Origin of the sequence: Lentihominibacter hominis (genome assembly GCF_014385065.1) — a bacterium.
GTDB lineage: Bacteria > Bacillota > Clostridia > Peptostreptococcales > Anaerovoracaceae > Lentihominibacter > Lentihominibacter hominis.
Genome location: NZ_JACRTA010000002.1, coordinates 406,043 through 421,238, shown reverse-complemented (window position 1 = coordinate 421,238; position 15,196 = coordinate 406,043). Strand labels below are relative to the sequence as shown.

The 15,196-nt window shown below is 39.1% G+C and carries 19 protein-coding genes; 3 read left to right on the top strand and 16 right to left on the bottom strand.

Annotated features, from left to right (window positions below; all coding sequences use genetic code 11):
• Position 1: 1 nt before the first annotated feature.
• The 4 genes from H8692_RS07240 to H8692_RS07225 all read right to left on the bottom strand — a co-directional run bounded on the left by H8692_RS07240 (position 2) and on the right by H8692_RS07225 (position 3,300).
• Positions 2 to 1,042: a macro domain-containing protein gene (locus tag H8692_RS07240; protein WP_207722968.1), complete on the bottom strand. Its 1,041-nt coding sequence runs from the start codon at positions 1,040 to 1,042 to the stop codon at positions 2 to 4.
• A gap of 35 nt (positions 1,043 to 1,077) precedes the next feature.
• Positions 1,078 to 1,365: a TfoX/Sxy family protein gene (locus H8692_RS07235; protein ID WP_187525345.1), complete on the bottom strand. Its 288-nt coding sequence runs from the start codon at positions 1,363 to 1,365 to the stop codon at positions 1,078 to 1,080.
• Between the two features lie 94 nt (positions 1,366 to 1,459).
• Positions 1,460 to 2,608 carry an aldo/keto reductase gene (locus H8692_RS07230; RefSeq protein ID WP_187525344.1) on the bottom strand — a complete coding sequence of 383 codons (1,149 nt, stop codon included), beginning with the start codon at positions 2,606 to 2,608 and terminating at the stop codon, positions 1,460 to 1,462.
• Between the two features lie 38 nt (positions 2,609 to 2,646).
• Positions 2,647 to 3,300, bottom strand: coding sequence for a cyclic nucleotide-binding domain-containing protein (locus H8692_RS07225; protein WP_187525343.1), 654 nt, complete (start codon positions 3,298 to 3,300; stop codon positions 2,647 to 2,649).
• A 90-nt stretch (positions 3,301 to 3,390) separates the two neighbouring features.
• Between H8692_RS07225 and H8692_RS07220 the strand changes: the two genes are divergently transcribed.
• The 3 genes from H8692_RS07220 to rd all read left to right on the top strand — a co-directional run bounded on the left by H8692_RS07220 (position 3,391) and on the right by rd (position 4,685).
• Complete coding sequence (locus H8692_RS07220; RefSeq protein WP_177268875.1) at positions 3,391 to 4,092, top strand: 4Fe-4S binding protein; 702 nt, start codon at positions 3,391 to 3,393, stop codon at positions 4,090 to 4,092.
• A gap of 25 nt (positions 4,093 to 4,117) precedes the next feature.
• Entirely contained in the window at positions 4,118 to 4,438 is a 321-nt protein-coding gene (locus tag H8692_RS07215; RefSeq protein ID WP_417494716.1) for a cupin domain-containing protein, read from the top strand.
• 85 nt (positions 4,439 to 4,523) lie between these two features.
• The gene (gene rd, locus H8692_RS07210; RefSeq protein ID WP_177268879.1) at positions 4,524 to 4,685 is read left to right on the top strand and encodes a rubredoxin; all 162 of its coding nucleotides are present in this window, start codon (positions 4,524 to 4,526) and stop codon (positions 4,683 to 4,685) included.
• Positions 4,686 to 4,835: 150 nt separating this feature from the next.
• Here rd and H8692_RS07205 read toward each other — a convergent pair whose 3' ends face one another.
• The 12 genes from H8692_RS07205 to H8692_RS07150 all read right to left on the bottom strand — a co-directional run bounded on the left by H8692_RS07205 (position 4,836) and on the right by H8692_RS07150 (position 15,043).
• Positions 4,836 to 5,309, bottom strand: a complete 474-nt coding sequence (locus H8692_RS07205) for a flavodoxin (protein ID WP_187525341.1) — start codon at positions 5,307 to 5,309, stop codon at positions 4,836 to 4,838.
• 377 nt (positions 5,310 to 5,686) lie between these two features.
• Positions 5,687 to 6,706, bottom strand: coding sequence for a RhuM family protein (locus H8692_RS07200; protein ID WP_187525340.1), 1,020 nt, complete (start codon positions 6,704 to 6,706; stop codon positions 5,687 to 5,689).
• Between the two features lie 203 nt (positions 6,707 to 6,909).
• Entirely contained in the window at positions 6,910 to 7,290 is a 381-nt protein-coding gene (locus tag H8692_RS07195) for a hypothetical protein (protein ID WP_187525339.1), read from the bottom strand.
• A gap of 8 nt (positions 7,291 to 7,298) precedes the next feature.
• Complete coding sequence (locus H8692_RS10995) at positions 7,299 to 7,502, bottom strand: HNH endonuclease (RefSeq protein ID WP_187525338.1); 204 nt, start codon at positions 7,500 to 7,502, stop codon at positions 7,299 to 7,301.
• Positions 7,503 to 7,567: 65 nt separating this feature from the next.
• A complete protein-coding gene (locus H8692_RS07185) occupies positions 7,568 to 7,813 on the bottom strand; it encodes a 23S rRNA methyltransferase (protein WP_187525425.1) in 246 nt (81 codons plus the stop codon).
• Positions 7,779 to 9,377, bottom strand: a complete 1,599-nt coding sequence (rlmD, locus tag H8692_RS07180; RefSeq protein WP_187525337.1) for a 23S rRNA (uracil(1939)-C(5))-methyltransferase RlmD — start codon at positions 9,375 to 9,377, stop codon at positions 7,779 to 7,781. Before rlmD ends, H8692_RS07185 begins: the two co-directional genes overlap by 35 nt.
• A 12-nt stretch (positions 9,378 to 9,389) precedes the next feature.
• Complete coding sequence (locus H8692_RS07175) at positions 9,390 to 10,253, bottom strand: magnesium transporter CorA family protein (RefSeq protein WP_187525336.1); 864 nt, start codon at positions 10,251 to 10,253, stop codon at positions 9,390 to 9,392.
• A 4-nt stretch (positions 10,254 to 10,257) separates the two neighbouring features.
• Positions 10,258 to 11,199 (bottom strand): DNA-binding protein WhiA, encoded by a 942-nt coding sequence (gene whiA, locus H8692_RS07170; RefSeq protein WP_177268887.1) that lies wholly within the window; start codon positions 11,197 to 11,199, stop codon positions 10,258 to 10,260.
• 86 nt (positions 11,200 to 11,285) lie between these two features.
• Positions 11,286 to 12,131: an RNase adapter RapZ gene (rapZ, locus tag H8692_RS07165; RefSeq protein WP_177268889.1), complete on the bottom strand. Its 846-nt coding sequence runs from the start codon at positions 12,129 to 12,131 to the stop codon at positions 11,286 to 11,288.
• Positions 12,128 to 12,889, bottom strand: coding sequence for a PHP domain-containing protein (locus tag H8692_RS07160; RefSeq protein ID WP_187525335.1), 762 nt, complete (start codon positions 12,887 to 12,889; stop codon positions 12,128 to 12,130). The genes rapZ and H8692_RS07160 overlap by 4 nt, the downstream gene beginning before the upstream one ends.
• Positions 12,882 to 13,793, bottom strand: coding sequence for a UDP-N-acetylmuramate dehydrogenase (gene murB / locus H8692_RS07155; RefSeq protein ID WP_177268893.1), 912 nt, complete (start codon positions 13,791 to 13,793; stop codon positions 12,882 to 12,884). Before murB ends, H8692_RS07160 begins: the two co-directional genes overlap by 8 nt.
• Positions 13,794 to 13,795: 2 nt before the next feature.
• Positions 13,796 to 15,043: an AI-2E family transporter gene (locus H8692_RS07150; RefSeq protein WP_177268895.1), complete on the bottom strand. Its 1,248-nt coding sequence runs from the start codon at positions 15,041 to 15,043 to the stop codon at positions 13,796 to 13,798.
• Positions 15,044 to 15,196: the final 153 nt, after the last annotated feature.

The window sequence follows — 15,196 nt, the reverse complement described above, 5'->3', positions numbered from 1 at the left end:
CTTAATTTTTAATAAGTCTGAGATAGTTTTTATACTCATTTTCCGTAAAACTGCACAGATACACATTCATTACAACATCAGGATGTGCCTCAAACCATTCTACTACTGTTATCAGTGCAGTCAACGCTGATTTGCCTATAGGATATCCCTGCGCTCCTGCAGATATACATGGAAAAGCCACGCTGTCACAGCCCTTTTCTGACGCCAGATCAAGCGCTTTGTTATAGCATGATGCCAATAGTCTGCGGCTCTCTTCTTCAGTTTCATCACCCATATATATAGGTCCGACAGCGTGGATTATATATTCTGCATTGGATAATCCGTAGGCTCCCGTCATCTTCGCATCTCCCACGTTACATCCGCCCAAGGATCTGCATTCGTCAAAAAGAGCGCGCCCTGCAGCTTCATGCACCGCACCGTTGAGCCCTCCTCCGCACAGGAATGCTTCATGAATATTTTCATCCTCTGCAAGCAATATCTCATCTACTGCCTTACCTCCCAGAAGCGTTTTATTCGCTGAATTCACAACAGCCGATACATTTAGATCAAGAACACTTCCCTTCACGAAAGCCACATGGGATTTAGGTGAAAAAGTTATTATTTTTTCCCTGATATTGTGATCTATAAGAATTTTATTTGAATAAGGATTTACCACAAGACCTATGCAATCCGGCCACTGATCCAATGATTCCATCAAAATATTTATCGGCTGATTCATAGCCGGACTTTCCTCTCCCATTTTAAGCTGCTCTTCACTTGTAAAGACCGGTATAAGATAATGACCGTCTTCATCTACAGGAATATGTCCGAAACGTATCGGCAACTCTTCATTTATGGAAAAAGTCGTCCCCTCCTGCAAGCTTTCGGCATTCATCAGCTGCTGTAAAAGAGCTTCAGGTATTTCAATGGGAACAAGAAGCTGCATTCCATTTTTGCTGCCCTCACTGAGAGCATTAAAAACAGGCTCTGACGGAGCATTATCTCCTGTATAATACCAATTAAATAAAGCCCGCTCAAGAGCTTTAGCATATCTATCATTCATCTTAACTTCTCCTTTAATCATGCTTATTTATTATATCACAGCAAATATAACTCTTCAATTAACCCAAAAAAATCTCTCTCATCCAAATCATCCATAACAAAATATGACTTAGCTCCATCATAAGGAGGCGCCGTTTTAAGCTCAGCTTTAAAACACTTTCCAAAACTCGTGATTTTTACAAAAAACTGATTATCACATACCAAAGCAAATATTTTCCCATCGCAGTACAGTCCGTATTCTCCGAACATTTTCCTATACGTAATATTTCCTACTTTAGAACACTGCTCCGATACATGCCGAACAAAATCCTCACTGCTGGCCATCTCAATACACCCTCATCAAATACAGCAATTATTATTTACTGTTAAAAGTATACTATAGACAAAACAAAGACACAAGTTCACCTTGACTCCTGCTTTATCTGCCAAAAATCTTTTTGGCTTTCTTCATATTTTCTATTATATTCACTTCAAAAGGACACCTTTTTTCGCAGGCTCCGCATTCTATACACTCCCCTGCATAATGCCCCAGCAATTCATAATGTTCTCTTACCGTCTCAGGAATTCTTCCCTGCGCTACAGTGAGATTTAAAAATTTAGTAATGGAAGCCACATCAAGTTTTTTTGGACATGGAGCACAATGACTGCAGTACATACAATGGCCCTTCCAGCTTATATTCGGAAACGATGCCAGAGCAGAAGCATAATCCTTGTCCTCGTCTGAGGCCTCCTCATATGATGCACTTCGCCTCAGTTCACCGGCAGAACGAGCCCCCGCCAAAACTGTCGACACAGCCGGCCTTGTCATAGCATAATGAATACATTGATTAACGGTAAGAGCCCTGCCTGCCGGGGAAAGTTTCTCATCCAGCAAATCACCGCCTCCAAATGCTTTCATCACAGTAATTCCTACTCCAAGTCTCTGACATGTCTCATAAAGTTCTTGTCTCTGTGGATCCATATTTATAAGCGGCTTCTCATAATTTCTTTCATTCCACAGCTCCTCCACGTCTTCATCGGCAGGCATAAGATCATAGCAAGGATTTATACTGAACATCAGCACTTCTATATTTCCTTCTCTGACAGCCTTTAAAGCTACCTGTGGATTATGGCTGCTGAGACCTATATGATGTATAGTTCCGGCTTTCTTTAACTCCCTGGCAAAATCCATAACAGGCCCATTTGATATGTTGTCCCAATCTTTCATAGAATCACAATAGTGGATCATCCCCACATCAAGGTAGTCAGTCTCTATAAGCCTCATAAGCTCCATGAAACTTGATTTTACTTCTTCTATATCTCTGGATCTCTCATACTGCCCGTTTTTCCAGATAGAGCATATATGTCCCTGGATGATGAATTTTTTTCTTCTGCCTTTTATAGCTTTTCCTACGCTTTCACGCAGCTTCGGGTCAGATGAATAAAGATCAAAATAATTTATCCCCAGCTCTTCCGCCGCATCAAAAATTCTTCCGGCTTCTCTGTACTCATCTCCTGCAAAACCTTCGCATCCCATTCCGATCTCGCTGACATTAAGCCCTGTATTTCCCAAATTTCTGTATCTCATATTATTCTCCTTTTACTATTTATATTTTCATTGCCTGCTTATTCTTCAAGGCGAAAAAGTCTGAATCTGTTTTTTCTGAATTCCAGTATCCCTTCATCTCTCATTTTTCCCAGTTCTTTTGATAATGCACTGCGTTCAAGATTAAGATAATCAGCCATCTGCTGTCTATTGAAGGGAATAACAATATCCATACTGCCGCTCTTGACAGCCTCAGAAGAAAGATATGTCATCACCCGGCTTCTGATATTTTTAGAAGAAGTGCAGAAAATCCGATTTGACAGCCCCAGATTTTTATTTGTAGACATCAACAGCATATTATGGAGAAATTTCGGATACCACGATTTATCGAGATTACTCCAATCAAGAAGTTTATCCATATTGAGAAAAAGAACGCTGCAATCTTCTCCTGCCACTGCATCTACCATCATAGGCATTTTGCATATAGCATAGGTTTCAGCGAAAACCTGCCCCTGTGGAATATGATTCAGTATATTTCTGTTTCCCCACAGATCTATATTCTCAATATTTATACTCCCTGACGTTATTATACCGAATTCATTTACCACTTCTCCTGTATGAAATATTACAGCATCTTTATCATATTCCATCCTCCGTATACATCCAATATCTGTTATCTCGTTCATTTCTGATTCACTTATCCCTCTGAAAATAGGAAATTTATTTTTTTTCACTTTTGCCTCTTTTCCGTGGTTATAACCACCGAATTCTTTTAACTATTGTACTATACTCACATCATAAAAACAAGAAATGAGGTATTGACTATGATAAGAAAGATAATTAATATAGATGAAGAAAAGTGCAACGGTTGCGGAGCATGTGCAGAGGCCTGTCATGAGGGCGCCATCGGTATGGTAAACGGAAAAGCAAAACTTTTGAGAGATGACTATTGTGACGGTCTGGGCGACTGCCTGCCTTCATGCCCTACCAATGCTATCACTTTTATCGAAAGAGAAGCTGCCCCGTATGATGAAGCTGCTGTTTTGGAAAATCAAAGAAAAAAAACAAGCAAAGATGCCTTCCGCGGATGTCCGGGAAGTCAAGCACATAGATTAGACACAAAAAATGAAACCGCAGACCATTCTCCTGCCGAACCTTCTGTTTCACAGCTGGGACAATGGCCGTGTCAGATAAAGCTAGTTCCTGTCAATGCACCATATTTTGACGGAGCTAAACTTCTTATCGCTGCTGACTGTACCGCCTATGCATATGCTAATATGCATCAGGAATTCATGAAAGGCAAAATCACACTTATAGGATGTCCTAAACTTGATTCTGTAGAATATAGTGAAAAACTTACGGAAATAATAAAAAACAACGATATAAAGAGCGTTACCATAGTACGAATGGAAGTCCCATGCTGCGGCGGGCTGGAATTTGCCGCCAAGCAAGCTCTGCAGGCCAGTGGTAAATTTATTCCATGGCAGATCGTTACAATATCCATAGATGGTAAAATAAAAGAATAACGGAGAATCCGCCATGAGAGAAATCATGAAAAACATCAAAAAATCAGAAGTCCTTACACTGAAAGATCTCGTATCTTATCAGGAAGGCCAAGTAGTCAGCAAAACGCTGGCCCAAAACGATGCCGTCAGTGTGACCCTCTTTGCTTTTGCAGAAAAAGAAGAAATAAGTACTCATCAGTCAAATGGAGATGCCTTTGTAACATGCCTTGACGGAGTAGGAAAAATTACGATCGATGATGTGGATTATTCTCTTCACGAAGGGGAATCTATAGTTATGCCGGCAGGACATCCTCATGCAGTATCAGGCGAAGAAAACTTTAAAATGCTGCTTGTAGTTATATTTTAAGTAAGTTATGAAATAATAAAAATAGTTTAAAAATAAGATTGTACGGGCTTAAGGCTTTGAGCTGCAGCCGGACAGGAGGAAAGTTATGAAAAAATATGTTTGTAAAGTTTGCGGTTATGTATACGACGAATCAGTAGGCGAACCGGATAACGGAATCACCGCAGGTACAAAATTTGAAAATCTGCCTGATGATTATGAATGCCCTTTATGCGGTGTGGGAAAAGACGAATTCGAAGAACAGAAATAAAAACACTCATGAAACCATAAGCTGCCGATATTTACGGCAGCTTATTCATTGTTCGGATTTATATTATGTATACGGAACATTTTAAACTACTCAGATGAGATACTATAATAATCGCAGCCAAAGAACATACATGATTCTTCGGTTATTTACTTAAATACTATCTGCCCAGTCCAATAATTCTTTCTGAGAAAGCTTGCCGCTGAACATTCTTCCATTTTGTATATAAGCCCCCGGGCATATTGCCTGCAGTTCTTTATCTGTTTTTCCCAGTCCGCTTCCTCCCGACGTAGCAAATAAAATGATTTTTTTGCCGCTTAAATCATAACTTTCAAGAAATGTTTTTATTATTGCCGGAGCAGTATACCACCATATCGGAAAACCCAAAAATATAACAGAATATTCATTCATCTTATCATATTTTTCTAAAATTTTAGGTCTCGAATCCGGATCTCTCATTTCCAAAGTACTTCTGCTCTTTCTGTCATTCCAGTTAAGATCTGCTGCTGTGTATGGAATTTCCGGCTTTATTTCATACAGATCTGCTCCTGCAGCTTCAGCGAGCGCTTCTGCAACTCCTCTTGTCACTCCGCTTGCTGAAAAATAGGCAACTAATTTCTTATCCATAATTTCACCTCCGAAATATATTTACTATAATCTTTGATTCTATTATACTTTTCAAGCAAATTAATAGCAAATAGTTATATTGAATAGTTTATTATAATTATTAGGAATATCATAAAGGATAAAATATTGATAATGCGTGTTTTTTACATAATCATAACAACAATAAAAAATCCAGGAACCAAAACTGCTGCTCAAACAGTCCAAACTCCCGGAAATTTTTTGTTTCCTGCATTTTTTCAAGCTCTCATTTATCTTCTCGCAGCATCAATGCCACCGCCTCAATATGTTCTTCGTTGTCCAAACTCATATTTACCATTTGCATCTAAAGAAGCCACTAACCTTAATTTACCCCTTTTCGATTAGAAATCATTTTTCTATTAACTATCTCCTTTTTTCTTCACTATGCTTTGAATATTTTTAATGCTTTCCAAATATTCCTCTTCAACTGGTGACAAGTTCTGTGCCTGATATTTTCTATACTCTTTTGTTGCTTTCTCAATTGCCTGTGCATGACTAATCGTTCCAGCCCCCTGTAGCACCTTTTCGCCTGTGGTTTTTAAAACATTATCAATATGCTCCACGTAATCAGCCATATACATAGGATTATGACGCATAGCCTGAATTTCCGCAAAATCAAAATATCCCGATACAATATTATTCAATATTTTTAATTCTTCATCATTAAGGTAATTCTTTGCAATACCTATATCCTTTAAAGTAGGAAAGTCACCAGAAAAACTCTTCAATCCCATGAAAGGCTGACTCGCATTCGCACGCTCGTATATAACCTCTGCTGCTGTATGTCCGTGTGCTGCATAATGCAATTTGTTCTGCACCATTTTAAAAAAAGCAATAGATTCACTACTCTTAGGATCATAGTCAACACTCGTTGCATAAAGGTCAAGAACCTGTCGGTACATAACCTTTTCAGACGAACGTATATCGCGTATACGGTCTAACAGCTCTTTCCAGTAGTTACCGCCGCCCAGATTTTTCAGCCGCTCATCATCCATCGTAAAGCCTTTTATCATGTACTCTTTTAAGCGCTCAGTAGCCCACCGACGAAAATTTGTAGCAATTTTTGATTTTACTCTATACCCAAGAGAAATAATCATATCAAGATTATAATGTGTTGTATTATATTTTTTCCCGTCAGCAGCAGTTGTTCGGAATTTCCGAACAACTGAATTTTCTTCCAGTTCGCCCTCTTCAAAAATGTGTTTGATATGCTCACTGATATTGGATTTACTGGTTTGGTAGAGTTCACATAATTGTGCCTGTGTAAGCCAAACGGTCTCATCTTCAAGCTTAACGTCAATTTTTGTGAGTCCATCTTTCGTCTGATATATAATAATTTCGCTACCAACAATATTGAGATCGTCTCTTCTATCCTCCACCTTGCAGTCCTCCTTTTTCCATTTGATTAATTTTTAAATCAATATGTTCATAATCATTGCTTTATCAACTCATAAAATTCTCCTCGTCTTTTCTCTACCTGTTTTTCTTTTCCTCTACGTATAGCACCTTTACTCCAATTATTTTTAATTTTTTTAATGTCCACCCCAAGAATAATCTTATCAAAAATTTCGATGTCTATAGCTTATATCAGTTTTAGGAATTCCAAAAAATATTTCTTGTCAAAATCCAACGCAGTAATAGAATTTATTCTTTCAGTAATTTGAGAAACATTCTCTAAAAGTATTTCCTTTGTTTTCTTTACATCTATTTTATTGAATTCCTGTAAAGCATACAAGCTAACATCCCACCAGTACTCAGTTAGCAGATCAATCTTAATCCCTCTTTCAAAGGCTTCTATAGCACATTTAGGCGACATCATTATAAGTGACGAATACATTGTTTGGGTTTTATCTAAATTATTCTTGATAAATTCCTGTGCCACTTTATAATTGCCAATGTAAAGAATATCACATACCTCTGTTATTTCATGACTATGTCCCCAACTATCCTTTGCCCTCTCCACAAGCCTGCTTACATCAACAAAATCAATTGTAACTCTATAAGGTACTCCTTCACTTCATCATCAATTTTTTCTTGCCGATTAGAAGGAATAATATGATCAATATGCATATCACGTTGCTGAATTCTTCTCCCACAATATGCACACTTTTCTTTATATGACTTGAATATAGCTGTCCGCAAATATGAACTATCTTTTCTATATGAATGAAACATTTCACCAATCCTCCATCATAATTCTCAGCTAGGAAATTCAAATGTTTTCAATCTAATATAAGTTTTTAAATCATGCGAAAATACTCCAACGCCTCCCTTATAGCAGCCTCTTTCTCTGGAGGGCATTTCAGCTGTTTCGAATTATCCAACTTCGGCAGATTATAGTTTACCCTCTCAATAATACCACATTTGCGCTTTACCTGCGCAATATACAAGTTACTGACTTTCAATCCCGTATGCTTCATTACATACTCCTTAATCTCATCATAAGTCGCCTTACTCTCCGCCGCTGTCAGATCCATCTCCCTCATCTTTAATTCCACTTCTATATTCATTCCGTCTTGCATGAAGTTTGGAAAGCAAAACTACTGCCTCAATATTTCCTGTCCACGGAAACATGTCTACAGGTGTGACTTCTTTAAACTCATATCCAAGCTCCAAAAGAAACTTTATATCTCTTGCCAATGTAGCCGGATCGCAAGATACGTAGACAATCCGCTCTACGCCTGCCTCAGCTACCGCCTCGAGCAGCTGCGGCTTACATCCCGCCCTCGGAGGGTCAAGAATTGCGATATCAGCTTTTCTTACGGTTTCTGCTATTTCAGAATCATATGTTCCTTCTTCTTTTCCGCCAATATATGCCGGCAATACTTCTTCTGCCTTGCCGCATATGTATCTCGCATTCACTATGCCATTTATAACAGCATTCCTGTTGGCATCCACGACTGCCTCCTTTACAGCTTCTATGCCTATAATCATTTCTGCGCTGTCAGCACAGTAAAGACCTATGGATCCTACGCCGCAGTAAAGGTCTAATATAACATGTCTTTCTGCCGGTCCTTCTGAACAGACATCAAAATTTTCATGTTTTTTCAGGCCGCAGTACTCTCTTACTTTATCATAAAGTCGTTTTGTCTGTACCGGATTCACCTGATAAAAACTTGCAGGAGAGATTTCAAACTCAAGAGGTCCTAAAATATCTTTTATAACCGGCCGGCCGGCCACTATTATATTCTTATCTCCCATTATATCGTTAACGGCCTGTAATTGTCTGCCTGATTTACCGGCTTTTTTTACACTTATAACAAAACTTTCCATGTAATACCCTGCATCGTAGACAGCCTCATCCATCATTGAGACAAGTTTTTGTACATTAGGTATTCCGTTTCCGTTTATAATGACTATAGCCATCACCTCTTTGGTAGCAAATCCGGTCTTTACAACGAGATCGCGGATAAGCCCCTTCTCCCATTTAGGATCCCATGCTGTTATATTATCTTCCTCCATGAACCTGCGAAGAGCATTTGCAGCAGCCATTGCAGCAGGAGACTGAAGACAACATTCCTCGCAGTCTACTACATGATGACTTTTAAATCTAAAAAATCCTACTGTCGGCTCCCCCAGGTTTTCCACAACCCCACCTTTTCGTGTTATCACACCGCCTGTACTTACATGAAACTGCGCTTTATTTCTATATCTAAAAGTCCCGTTTCCTTCGTTGTCACTTTCTTTCATGCCTATGATATCTTTTACCTGCGGATCTTGTATATAAGCTATGCGCTGCAGCTTTTCTCTCACCTGTTTTTCTTTAAGCCTGAGCTGGGCATCATAACTTAATCTCCCATACTGACATCCGCCGCAGCCTTTACTTAAATATTCGCAGTCAAAATCATAAAACCTGTAAGGTGACGGCTTTATTATCTCCACCAATCTTGAAAAACCGTAACTTTTCTTTACTTTCGTCATTTCCGCTCTGACCAAATCCCCCACAACAGCTCCAGGCACGAAAACCACAAAGCCGTCGGCTTTGCCGATTCCTTGTCCTTGACTGCTCATATCTTCAATTCTTATTTCAACGATCATACCTTTTTTCATTAAGATACTCCTCTAAAACCATTTTTTTCTTTTAAAAAATATTATTTCTATTATTACAGTAACAGCCGCCAATATCCCTACCGCCAGATATCCATAATGGAGTTTAAGCTCAGGCATATTCCTAAAATTCATTCCATACCATCCCGCTATGAGTGTCAGAGGCATAAATATCGTCGTAACGATAGTAAGAAGCTGCATTACTTTATTCTGCTGAGAACTTATTCTGGACTGATGTATATCTCTTATCTGAAGCACATACTCAGACATAGCCATCGAGTCATGATACAGCCTGTCCGCTTTGTTTCCGAGAAAAGAAAAAAATTGCCGTGTTCTTTCATCATTTTCCTTTGCCAAAAATGCTTCCAATACATCTGTCACATCAGCAAGCAGCTTATAATAACTGATAAGCGTTCTGAGGTTCTTTCTGTGCCGAGACATAAATCCGCTGAAATCTTCGGGTATCTCCGCCCTTTCATCTGTGACAAGATCCTCTATAATATCAAGCTTCTTTTCATATTCTTCAAGATAAAGAAGATCATCTCGCAAAAGATATTCGATGAATCCAAAAAGCATAAACGGGGGATTGCCGATTTCAAAGCTTTCCTCTTTGGCCATTTCTTCAAAAACTTTACTGCTCCTGCCTTCATCATCTATTATAATAAGCCTGTCCGCATTCATATAAAACCCGCATTTCAGTCTTTGCTTTTCCAGATCATTCTTATCCGGCACCAGGAGAGTTCCCATTACACATTTTCCAAACATATTGGCGCTGCAATGTTTTACTGAAGCCATATGTCTGGTGAGAAGCTCATGTCCCGGCAGCTGTCTGTATTTCTCAAAAAAATCATCAGCTGATATCAATTCGAGATTTTTCATAAAACTACAACTCCTTTGCAATCTCTTCTATACGTCGCAGCCTGTTGTTGACTCCTGACTTGGAAAGGGGAGGAGACATCATTCTCCCCAGTTCTTCGATACCTGCATCGGGATTTTCAAGTCTGATACGTGCGGTTTCTTTAAGCTTCGCTGAAAGAAAATCCAAGCCTTTTTTTTCTATTATAGTATTTATACATTTTATTTGCTTTTCAGCTGCCTTTATAGACTTATCTATATTGGCGTTATCCAGATTATTCAACCTATACGTCTGTGATTTAAGGCCCTTCATCATCATAATCTCATCAAATTTAAAAAACTGATTTGATGCGCCCATGATTCCTATAACATCTCTTACCTGTTCTCCCGCTTTAAGATAAACGCCATAGCCCTTTTTTCTTTTAGTGATCTTGGCATGTATATCAACAAAGCTATTTAAAAGCTTTCTTATATCCTTTGCCAGCACCTCCCTTTCGGCGCCTATTTCAAAATGATATTCTTTTTCCGGGTTGTTCACCTTGCCGGTACCCAAAAATACTCCTCTCAAATACGACTTTCTGCAACATTTTGTTCTTACAAGACCGTCGTATATGCCGTCACTGATAGCATTCAGCCCTTCTTTTACCATAAGTATGCCGGTCTCTCTCAATATCTCTTCACTCCGGTTCTCGGGCCCTATATAAAGTATGTAAGAATTTCCTCCTTTTATGGAATTGTCCTGCCCCATTCCCACAGCAGTATCTATGGAAAAATAATTCTTTATCATCGTCTTATAATGTCTGGCAACTGCCGGGTTTGAGGTTGTCATAACTATTTTGAACTTTCCCCCTCCTGCAAGCTGAACGCTTCCGGCAGTACGCATAAACCCTGCGATTTCGGCCAGCATGCAACATTTCTTTTCCGGTACTATATGTGCCAGTTCATTTTTTGTATCAGATGCAAACGACATTTTATTCCTCCGACTGTATATTATCTATTATGAAAAACCTCCCCGATAATTCAGGGAGGCTTAATTTCCCGGCTTTTAAAATCTGCCTACAGATCTCTGTGTTCAAGAGTTGTTCTCTTACCACTGTCCTGAAGACGTCTGTGAAGTTCATTGGCTACAGCTACAGATCTATGATGTCCTCCTGTACAGCCTATACAAACATTGAGACTGTATTTCCCCTCTTTTATATAAAAAGGTATCAGCATTTCTATCATATCCATGGCTTTCTGCAGAAATTCATCGGTTATCTTATGTTTCAGCACATATTTACTGACTTTAGCATTATTGCCCGTAAGAGGTCTTAGAGATTTTACATAATATGGATTAGGTATGAACCTCATATCAAAAACCATATCTGCCGCCATCGGCGTTCCTCTCTTATATCCGAAAGACATAATATTTATTATAAAAGATTTGTTATTCTCACCTGATGTCAGCAAATGCTTTATCTCTGACCAGAGCTGAGCAGACTTCATATTAGATGTATCAATGACATAATCCGCTTCTTTTCTGAGGACTTCCAGCCTCTCACGTTCTCTGGCAAGACCTGCAGCCACAGGGCCTCCTTCAGAAAGCGGATGATTTCTTCTCGTTTCATTATATCGTCTCAGCAATGTCCTGTCTGAGGCTTCAAGGAACAATATCTTGTAATCTACAGCTTCTCTTTTGAGCTCCTCCAGAGAATCTTTAAGATCATCAAAAAGCCTTCCCCCTCTCACATCTATAACAAAAGCGGCCTTGTCTATCCCCTTTCCTTTTCCTGTAAGATCTATAAAGCTTTTTATAAGCGCCGGAGGCATATTATCTATACAGTAATAGCCCATATCTTCAAGGCAGTCTATTGCCTGAGTCTTTCCGGCTCCCGATAATCCTGTTACTATTATAGCTTTCATTTTACTTCCTCTGTTTTTTCTATGTTAACTATCCTGGAAAGATCAAGCCCCGCTTCCTCGGCTCTTTCAATACCCGCTTTAAAATCACCCACCCGGTCAGGAGTATGCGCATCACTGCTTATTATAAAATTAACACCTTCTATCTGCGCAGCAGTCTTTATCTCTTCCACCGTCATATGTCCATGCCATGTATTTATCTCCATTAAGGTATCAGTCTCAGCACATACTTCGGCTATGGCCTTTATATCAAAAGGCCCTTTATCTCCCGGATGAGTCAATATGGAGATATCGTTTTCCCGAAGAGCCTTTATTACCATCTCAGTATTGATTTTTCTGAGCCTTTCCTCGCCTTTCCTGAATCCCTTACTCCAGAGCCAGTTTCTTATACAGTAACAGCCAAACAAGCCATAATGATATCCTGCAATGACAAAATCAAATTCATCAAATTCATCAGGAGTTATGTCAAGGCCATTTCCGCCCTTTATGATATTGGCTTCAACGCTCATTTTGACACTGAGCTTAGGATACTTAACATTCATCCGCTCTATATCATTTCTCATATTCACCAGTTCATTTCTGTTTATACCGTAAAACAAATGCCCCGGACCGTGATCTGAAATAGCTATAAATTCCAGTTTCTTGTTGAATGCTTCTCTTACATTGTCCTCTACTGATCCTTTACCGTGAGAATACGTCGTATGAGTATGTAAATCGTAGACAAGTCTGTACTTGTCTGCTGCTTTTTCTTTGTTATCCAATTATCCTTACCTCCGTCTCCAGTTTTACCCCAAACTCATCAAATACCCTGGCCTGTATGATCTCCATAAGCTGGAGGATATCAGACGCAGTGGCACCTCCCCTATTTATTATGAACCCACTATGAAGTTCTGATACCTGTGCTCCGCCTACTGTAAGACCTTTCAGACCGGCATCCTGTATCAGCTTACCTGCAAAATATCCCTCAGGCCTCTTGAAAAAACTTCCTGCGCTTGGAAAATTGACAGGCTGTTTAGAATTTCTCCTGTCCATCAGCTCCGCTATTTGACTTTTTATCTTCTGTTGTTCTCCTTTTTTCAAAGCCAGCTCAACTTCAACTACAACATCCCCTGTTTCATGAAGGACTGTATGCCTGTATCCCATCTGAAGTTCATCTGAAGTCATCTGATATTCATTTCTGCCGTCCTTCGAAATGATATGCGCCTTCTTAAGTATGTCCTTTATCTCGCCGCCATATGCTCCGGCATTCATAAACACAGCCCCTCCTATGGAACCGGGAATTCCGGAAGCAAATTCAAAACCGGCTAATGAAGCTGAAACAGCCGCTTTTGCCACTACAGACATCAGCGAACCGCTTCCGCAGACAAGACAGTCTTCTTCCTGTCTCACATAATCAAATCCACTGCCAATCTTTACTATAATACCGTCATATCCACTGTCACGAACAAGTACATTGGAGCCATTTCCAAGTACCATATGCCGGCATGATTCACTGCCGAGCACACTGAGAACTGTTTTCAGATCATCGATACTTTGAGGCATCACCATCATTCGGGCACTCCCTCCTGCCCGAAAAGACGTATACTTTGACATAGGAACATTTTCTTCTATAATTATATTATCTATCTCATTTTTCAGGATCTTCTTTATCCCATCAAAACTCATTATTATTTACCGCCTTTTTTCATTTTACGAACATCCCTGTTCTTCACACTGTAACTGTCTACCCTATATTCATCCAACGCTGTAGAAAGCCCGCGTTTCCTCAGCTTTCCATTTACAGCTCTTGATACATAAGCATATATAACCGCAAAGATAGGTATCCCGACCACCATACCGATAAAGCCGAACAAACCTCCCCCGATCAGAACCGCAAACAGCACCCAGAAACTGGCAAGACCTGTACTGTCTCCCAATATCTTAGGTCCCAGGATATTACCGTCAAACTGCTGCAATATGAATATAAAAATTACAAAGTATACGCATTGTCTGTAATCCACCATTAGCAGCAGAAGTGCTGAAGGTATAGCGCCGATAAACGGTCCAAAGAAAGGAATTATATTAGTTATACCTATTATACAACTTATAAGCAGAGTATATTCCCAGCCGAATATACTCATAACTATAAAGCATATTATTCCTATAATGAGAGAATCTATCAGTTTGCCGTTTATAAATCCTCCAAAAGTCTTATTGGTAAAAGCTGCCCCCTGCAGGATCTCATCTGCCGTATTTTTTTTAAATACAGACAGGATTATTTTCTTTATCTGAGCTGCAAAAGTATCCTTACTGTTAAGAAAATATACGCATATTATTATAGCTATGAAAAAATTCTTGATGACGTTCAGTACTCCGATAACTCCTTCGGATATCTTCGTAGCTATGGAACTGTATTCCGGCAAAACCGTCTGTGTCACAAAATCTATAGCGTTTTTTGTAAAATTATTTATCCATCCGTCCAGTACATTCTTTACTTCCGGCATATTGGTAAGTTTGACATCCAGCCATGCTTTCAGCTCTTCCATACTCGAAGGAAGAATCTTTATTATCTTCGTTATACTTTCCACAAGGCCGGGTATTATCATCCATAAAATTCCGGTAATAATCACCAGCATCACAGTTATCGATACAAAAGTACCTACAGCTTTTGAAAAAGACAGAGACCTTGAAAACACCCGTTTTCTTCTGTTCAGCAGAGAGTAAACACCTCTTACTGTAAAGTTGTATACAGGACACAACAGATATGCCATAACCAGTCCGTATATAAAAGGAGTAAGAATTGAAACACATATTCCGAGAACTTTATTTACGCTGTCTATTCTGTATATTGCAAAAAATACAATAATACTGCATAAAACCACCAGGAATGCCGTAAGTCCCCATTTAATGTGTTTTTCGTCGAAACTCACTTTCATTTTACCACCTCTACAGCTCTATTCTACAATAATTTATATACAAAGTCTCCATATTTTTTATTTATATTATAATTTTTATATTTTTTTCATTATTAGGGTTGAATTTACCAATTTCTAATGTATAATAATAACAAGTTGTAAATTTTTATTCAT

What these genes read in the sequence shown, in the direction of transcription:
- H8692_RS07185 (WP_187525425.1), bottom strand. Translation starts at nt 7,813, where the DNA reads ATGAGGGAGATGGATCTGACAGCGGCGGAGAGTAAGGCGACTTATGAT.
- H8692_RS07150 (WP_177268895.1), bottom strand. Translation starts at nt 15,043, where the DNA reads ATGAAAGTGAGTTTCGACGAAAAACACATTAAATGGGGACTTACGGCA.
- H8692_RS07175 (WP_187525336.1), bottom strand. Translation starts at nt 10,253, where the DNA reads ATGAAAAATCTCGAATTGATATCAGCTGATGATTTTTTTGAGAAATAC.
- H8692_RS07235 (WP_187525345.1), bottom strand. Translation starts at nt 1,365, where the DNA reads ATGGCCAGCAGTGAGGATTTTGTTCGGCATGTATCGGAGCAGTGTTCT.
- H8692_RS07230 (WP_187525344.1), bottom strand. Translation starts at nt 2,608, where the DNA reads ATGAGATACAGAAATTTGGGAAATACAGGGCTTAATGTCAGCGAGATC.
- rapZ (WP_177268889.1), bottom strand. Translation starts at nt 12,131, where the DNA reads ATGAAAGCTATAATAGTAACAGGATTATCGGGAGCCGGAAAGACTCAG.
- H8692_RS07205 (WP_187525341.1), bottom strand. Translation starts at nt 5,309, where the DNA reads ATGGATAAGAAATTAGTTGCCTATTTTTCAGCAAGCGGAGTGACAAGA.
- H8692_RS07240 (WP_207722968.1), bottom strand. Translation starts at nt 1,042, where the DNA reads ATGAATGATAGATATGCTAAAGCTCTTGAGCGGGCTTTATTTAATTGG.
- H8692_RS07215 (WP_417494716.1), top strand. Translation starts at nt 4,118, where the DNA reads ATGAAAAACATCAAAAAATCAGAAGTCCTTACACTGAAAGATCTCGTA.
- rd (WP_177268879.1), top strand. Translation starts at nt 4,524, where the DNA reads ATGAAAAAATATGTTTGTAAAGTTTGCGGTTATGTATACGACGAATCA.
- whiA (WP_177268887.1), bottom strand. Translation starts at nt 11,199, where the DNA reads ATGTCGTTTGCATCTGATACAAAAAATGAACTGGCACATATAGTACCG.
- murB (WP_177268893.1), bottom strand. Translation starts at nt 13,793, where the DNA reads ATGAGTTTTGATGGGATAAAGAAGATCCTGAAAAATGAGATAGATAAT.
- H8692_RS10995 (WP_187525338.1), bottom strand. Translation starts at nt 7,502, where the DNA reads ATGTTTCATTCATATAGAAAAGATAGTTCATATTTGCGGACAGCTATA.
- H8692_RS07220 (WP_177268875.1), top strand. Translation starts at nt 3,391, where the DNA reads ATGATAAGAAAGATAATTAATATAGATGAAGAAAAGTGCAACGGTTGC.
- rlmD (WP_187525337.1), bottom strand. Translation starts at nt 9,377, where the DNA reads ATGAAAAAAGGTATGATCGTTGAAATAAGAATTGAAGATATGAGCAGT.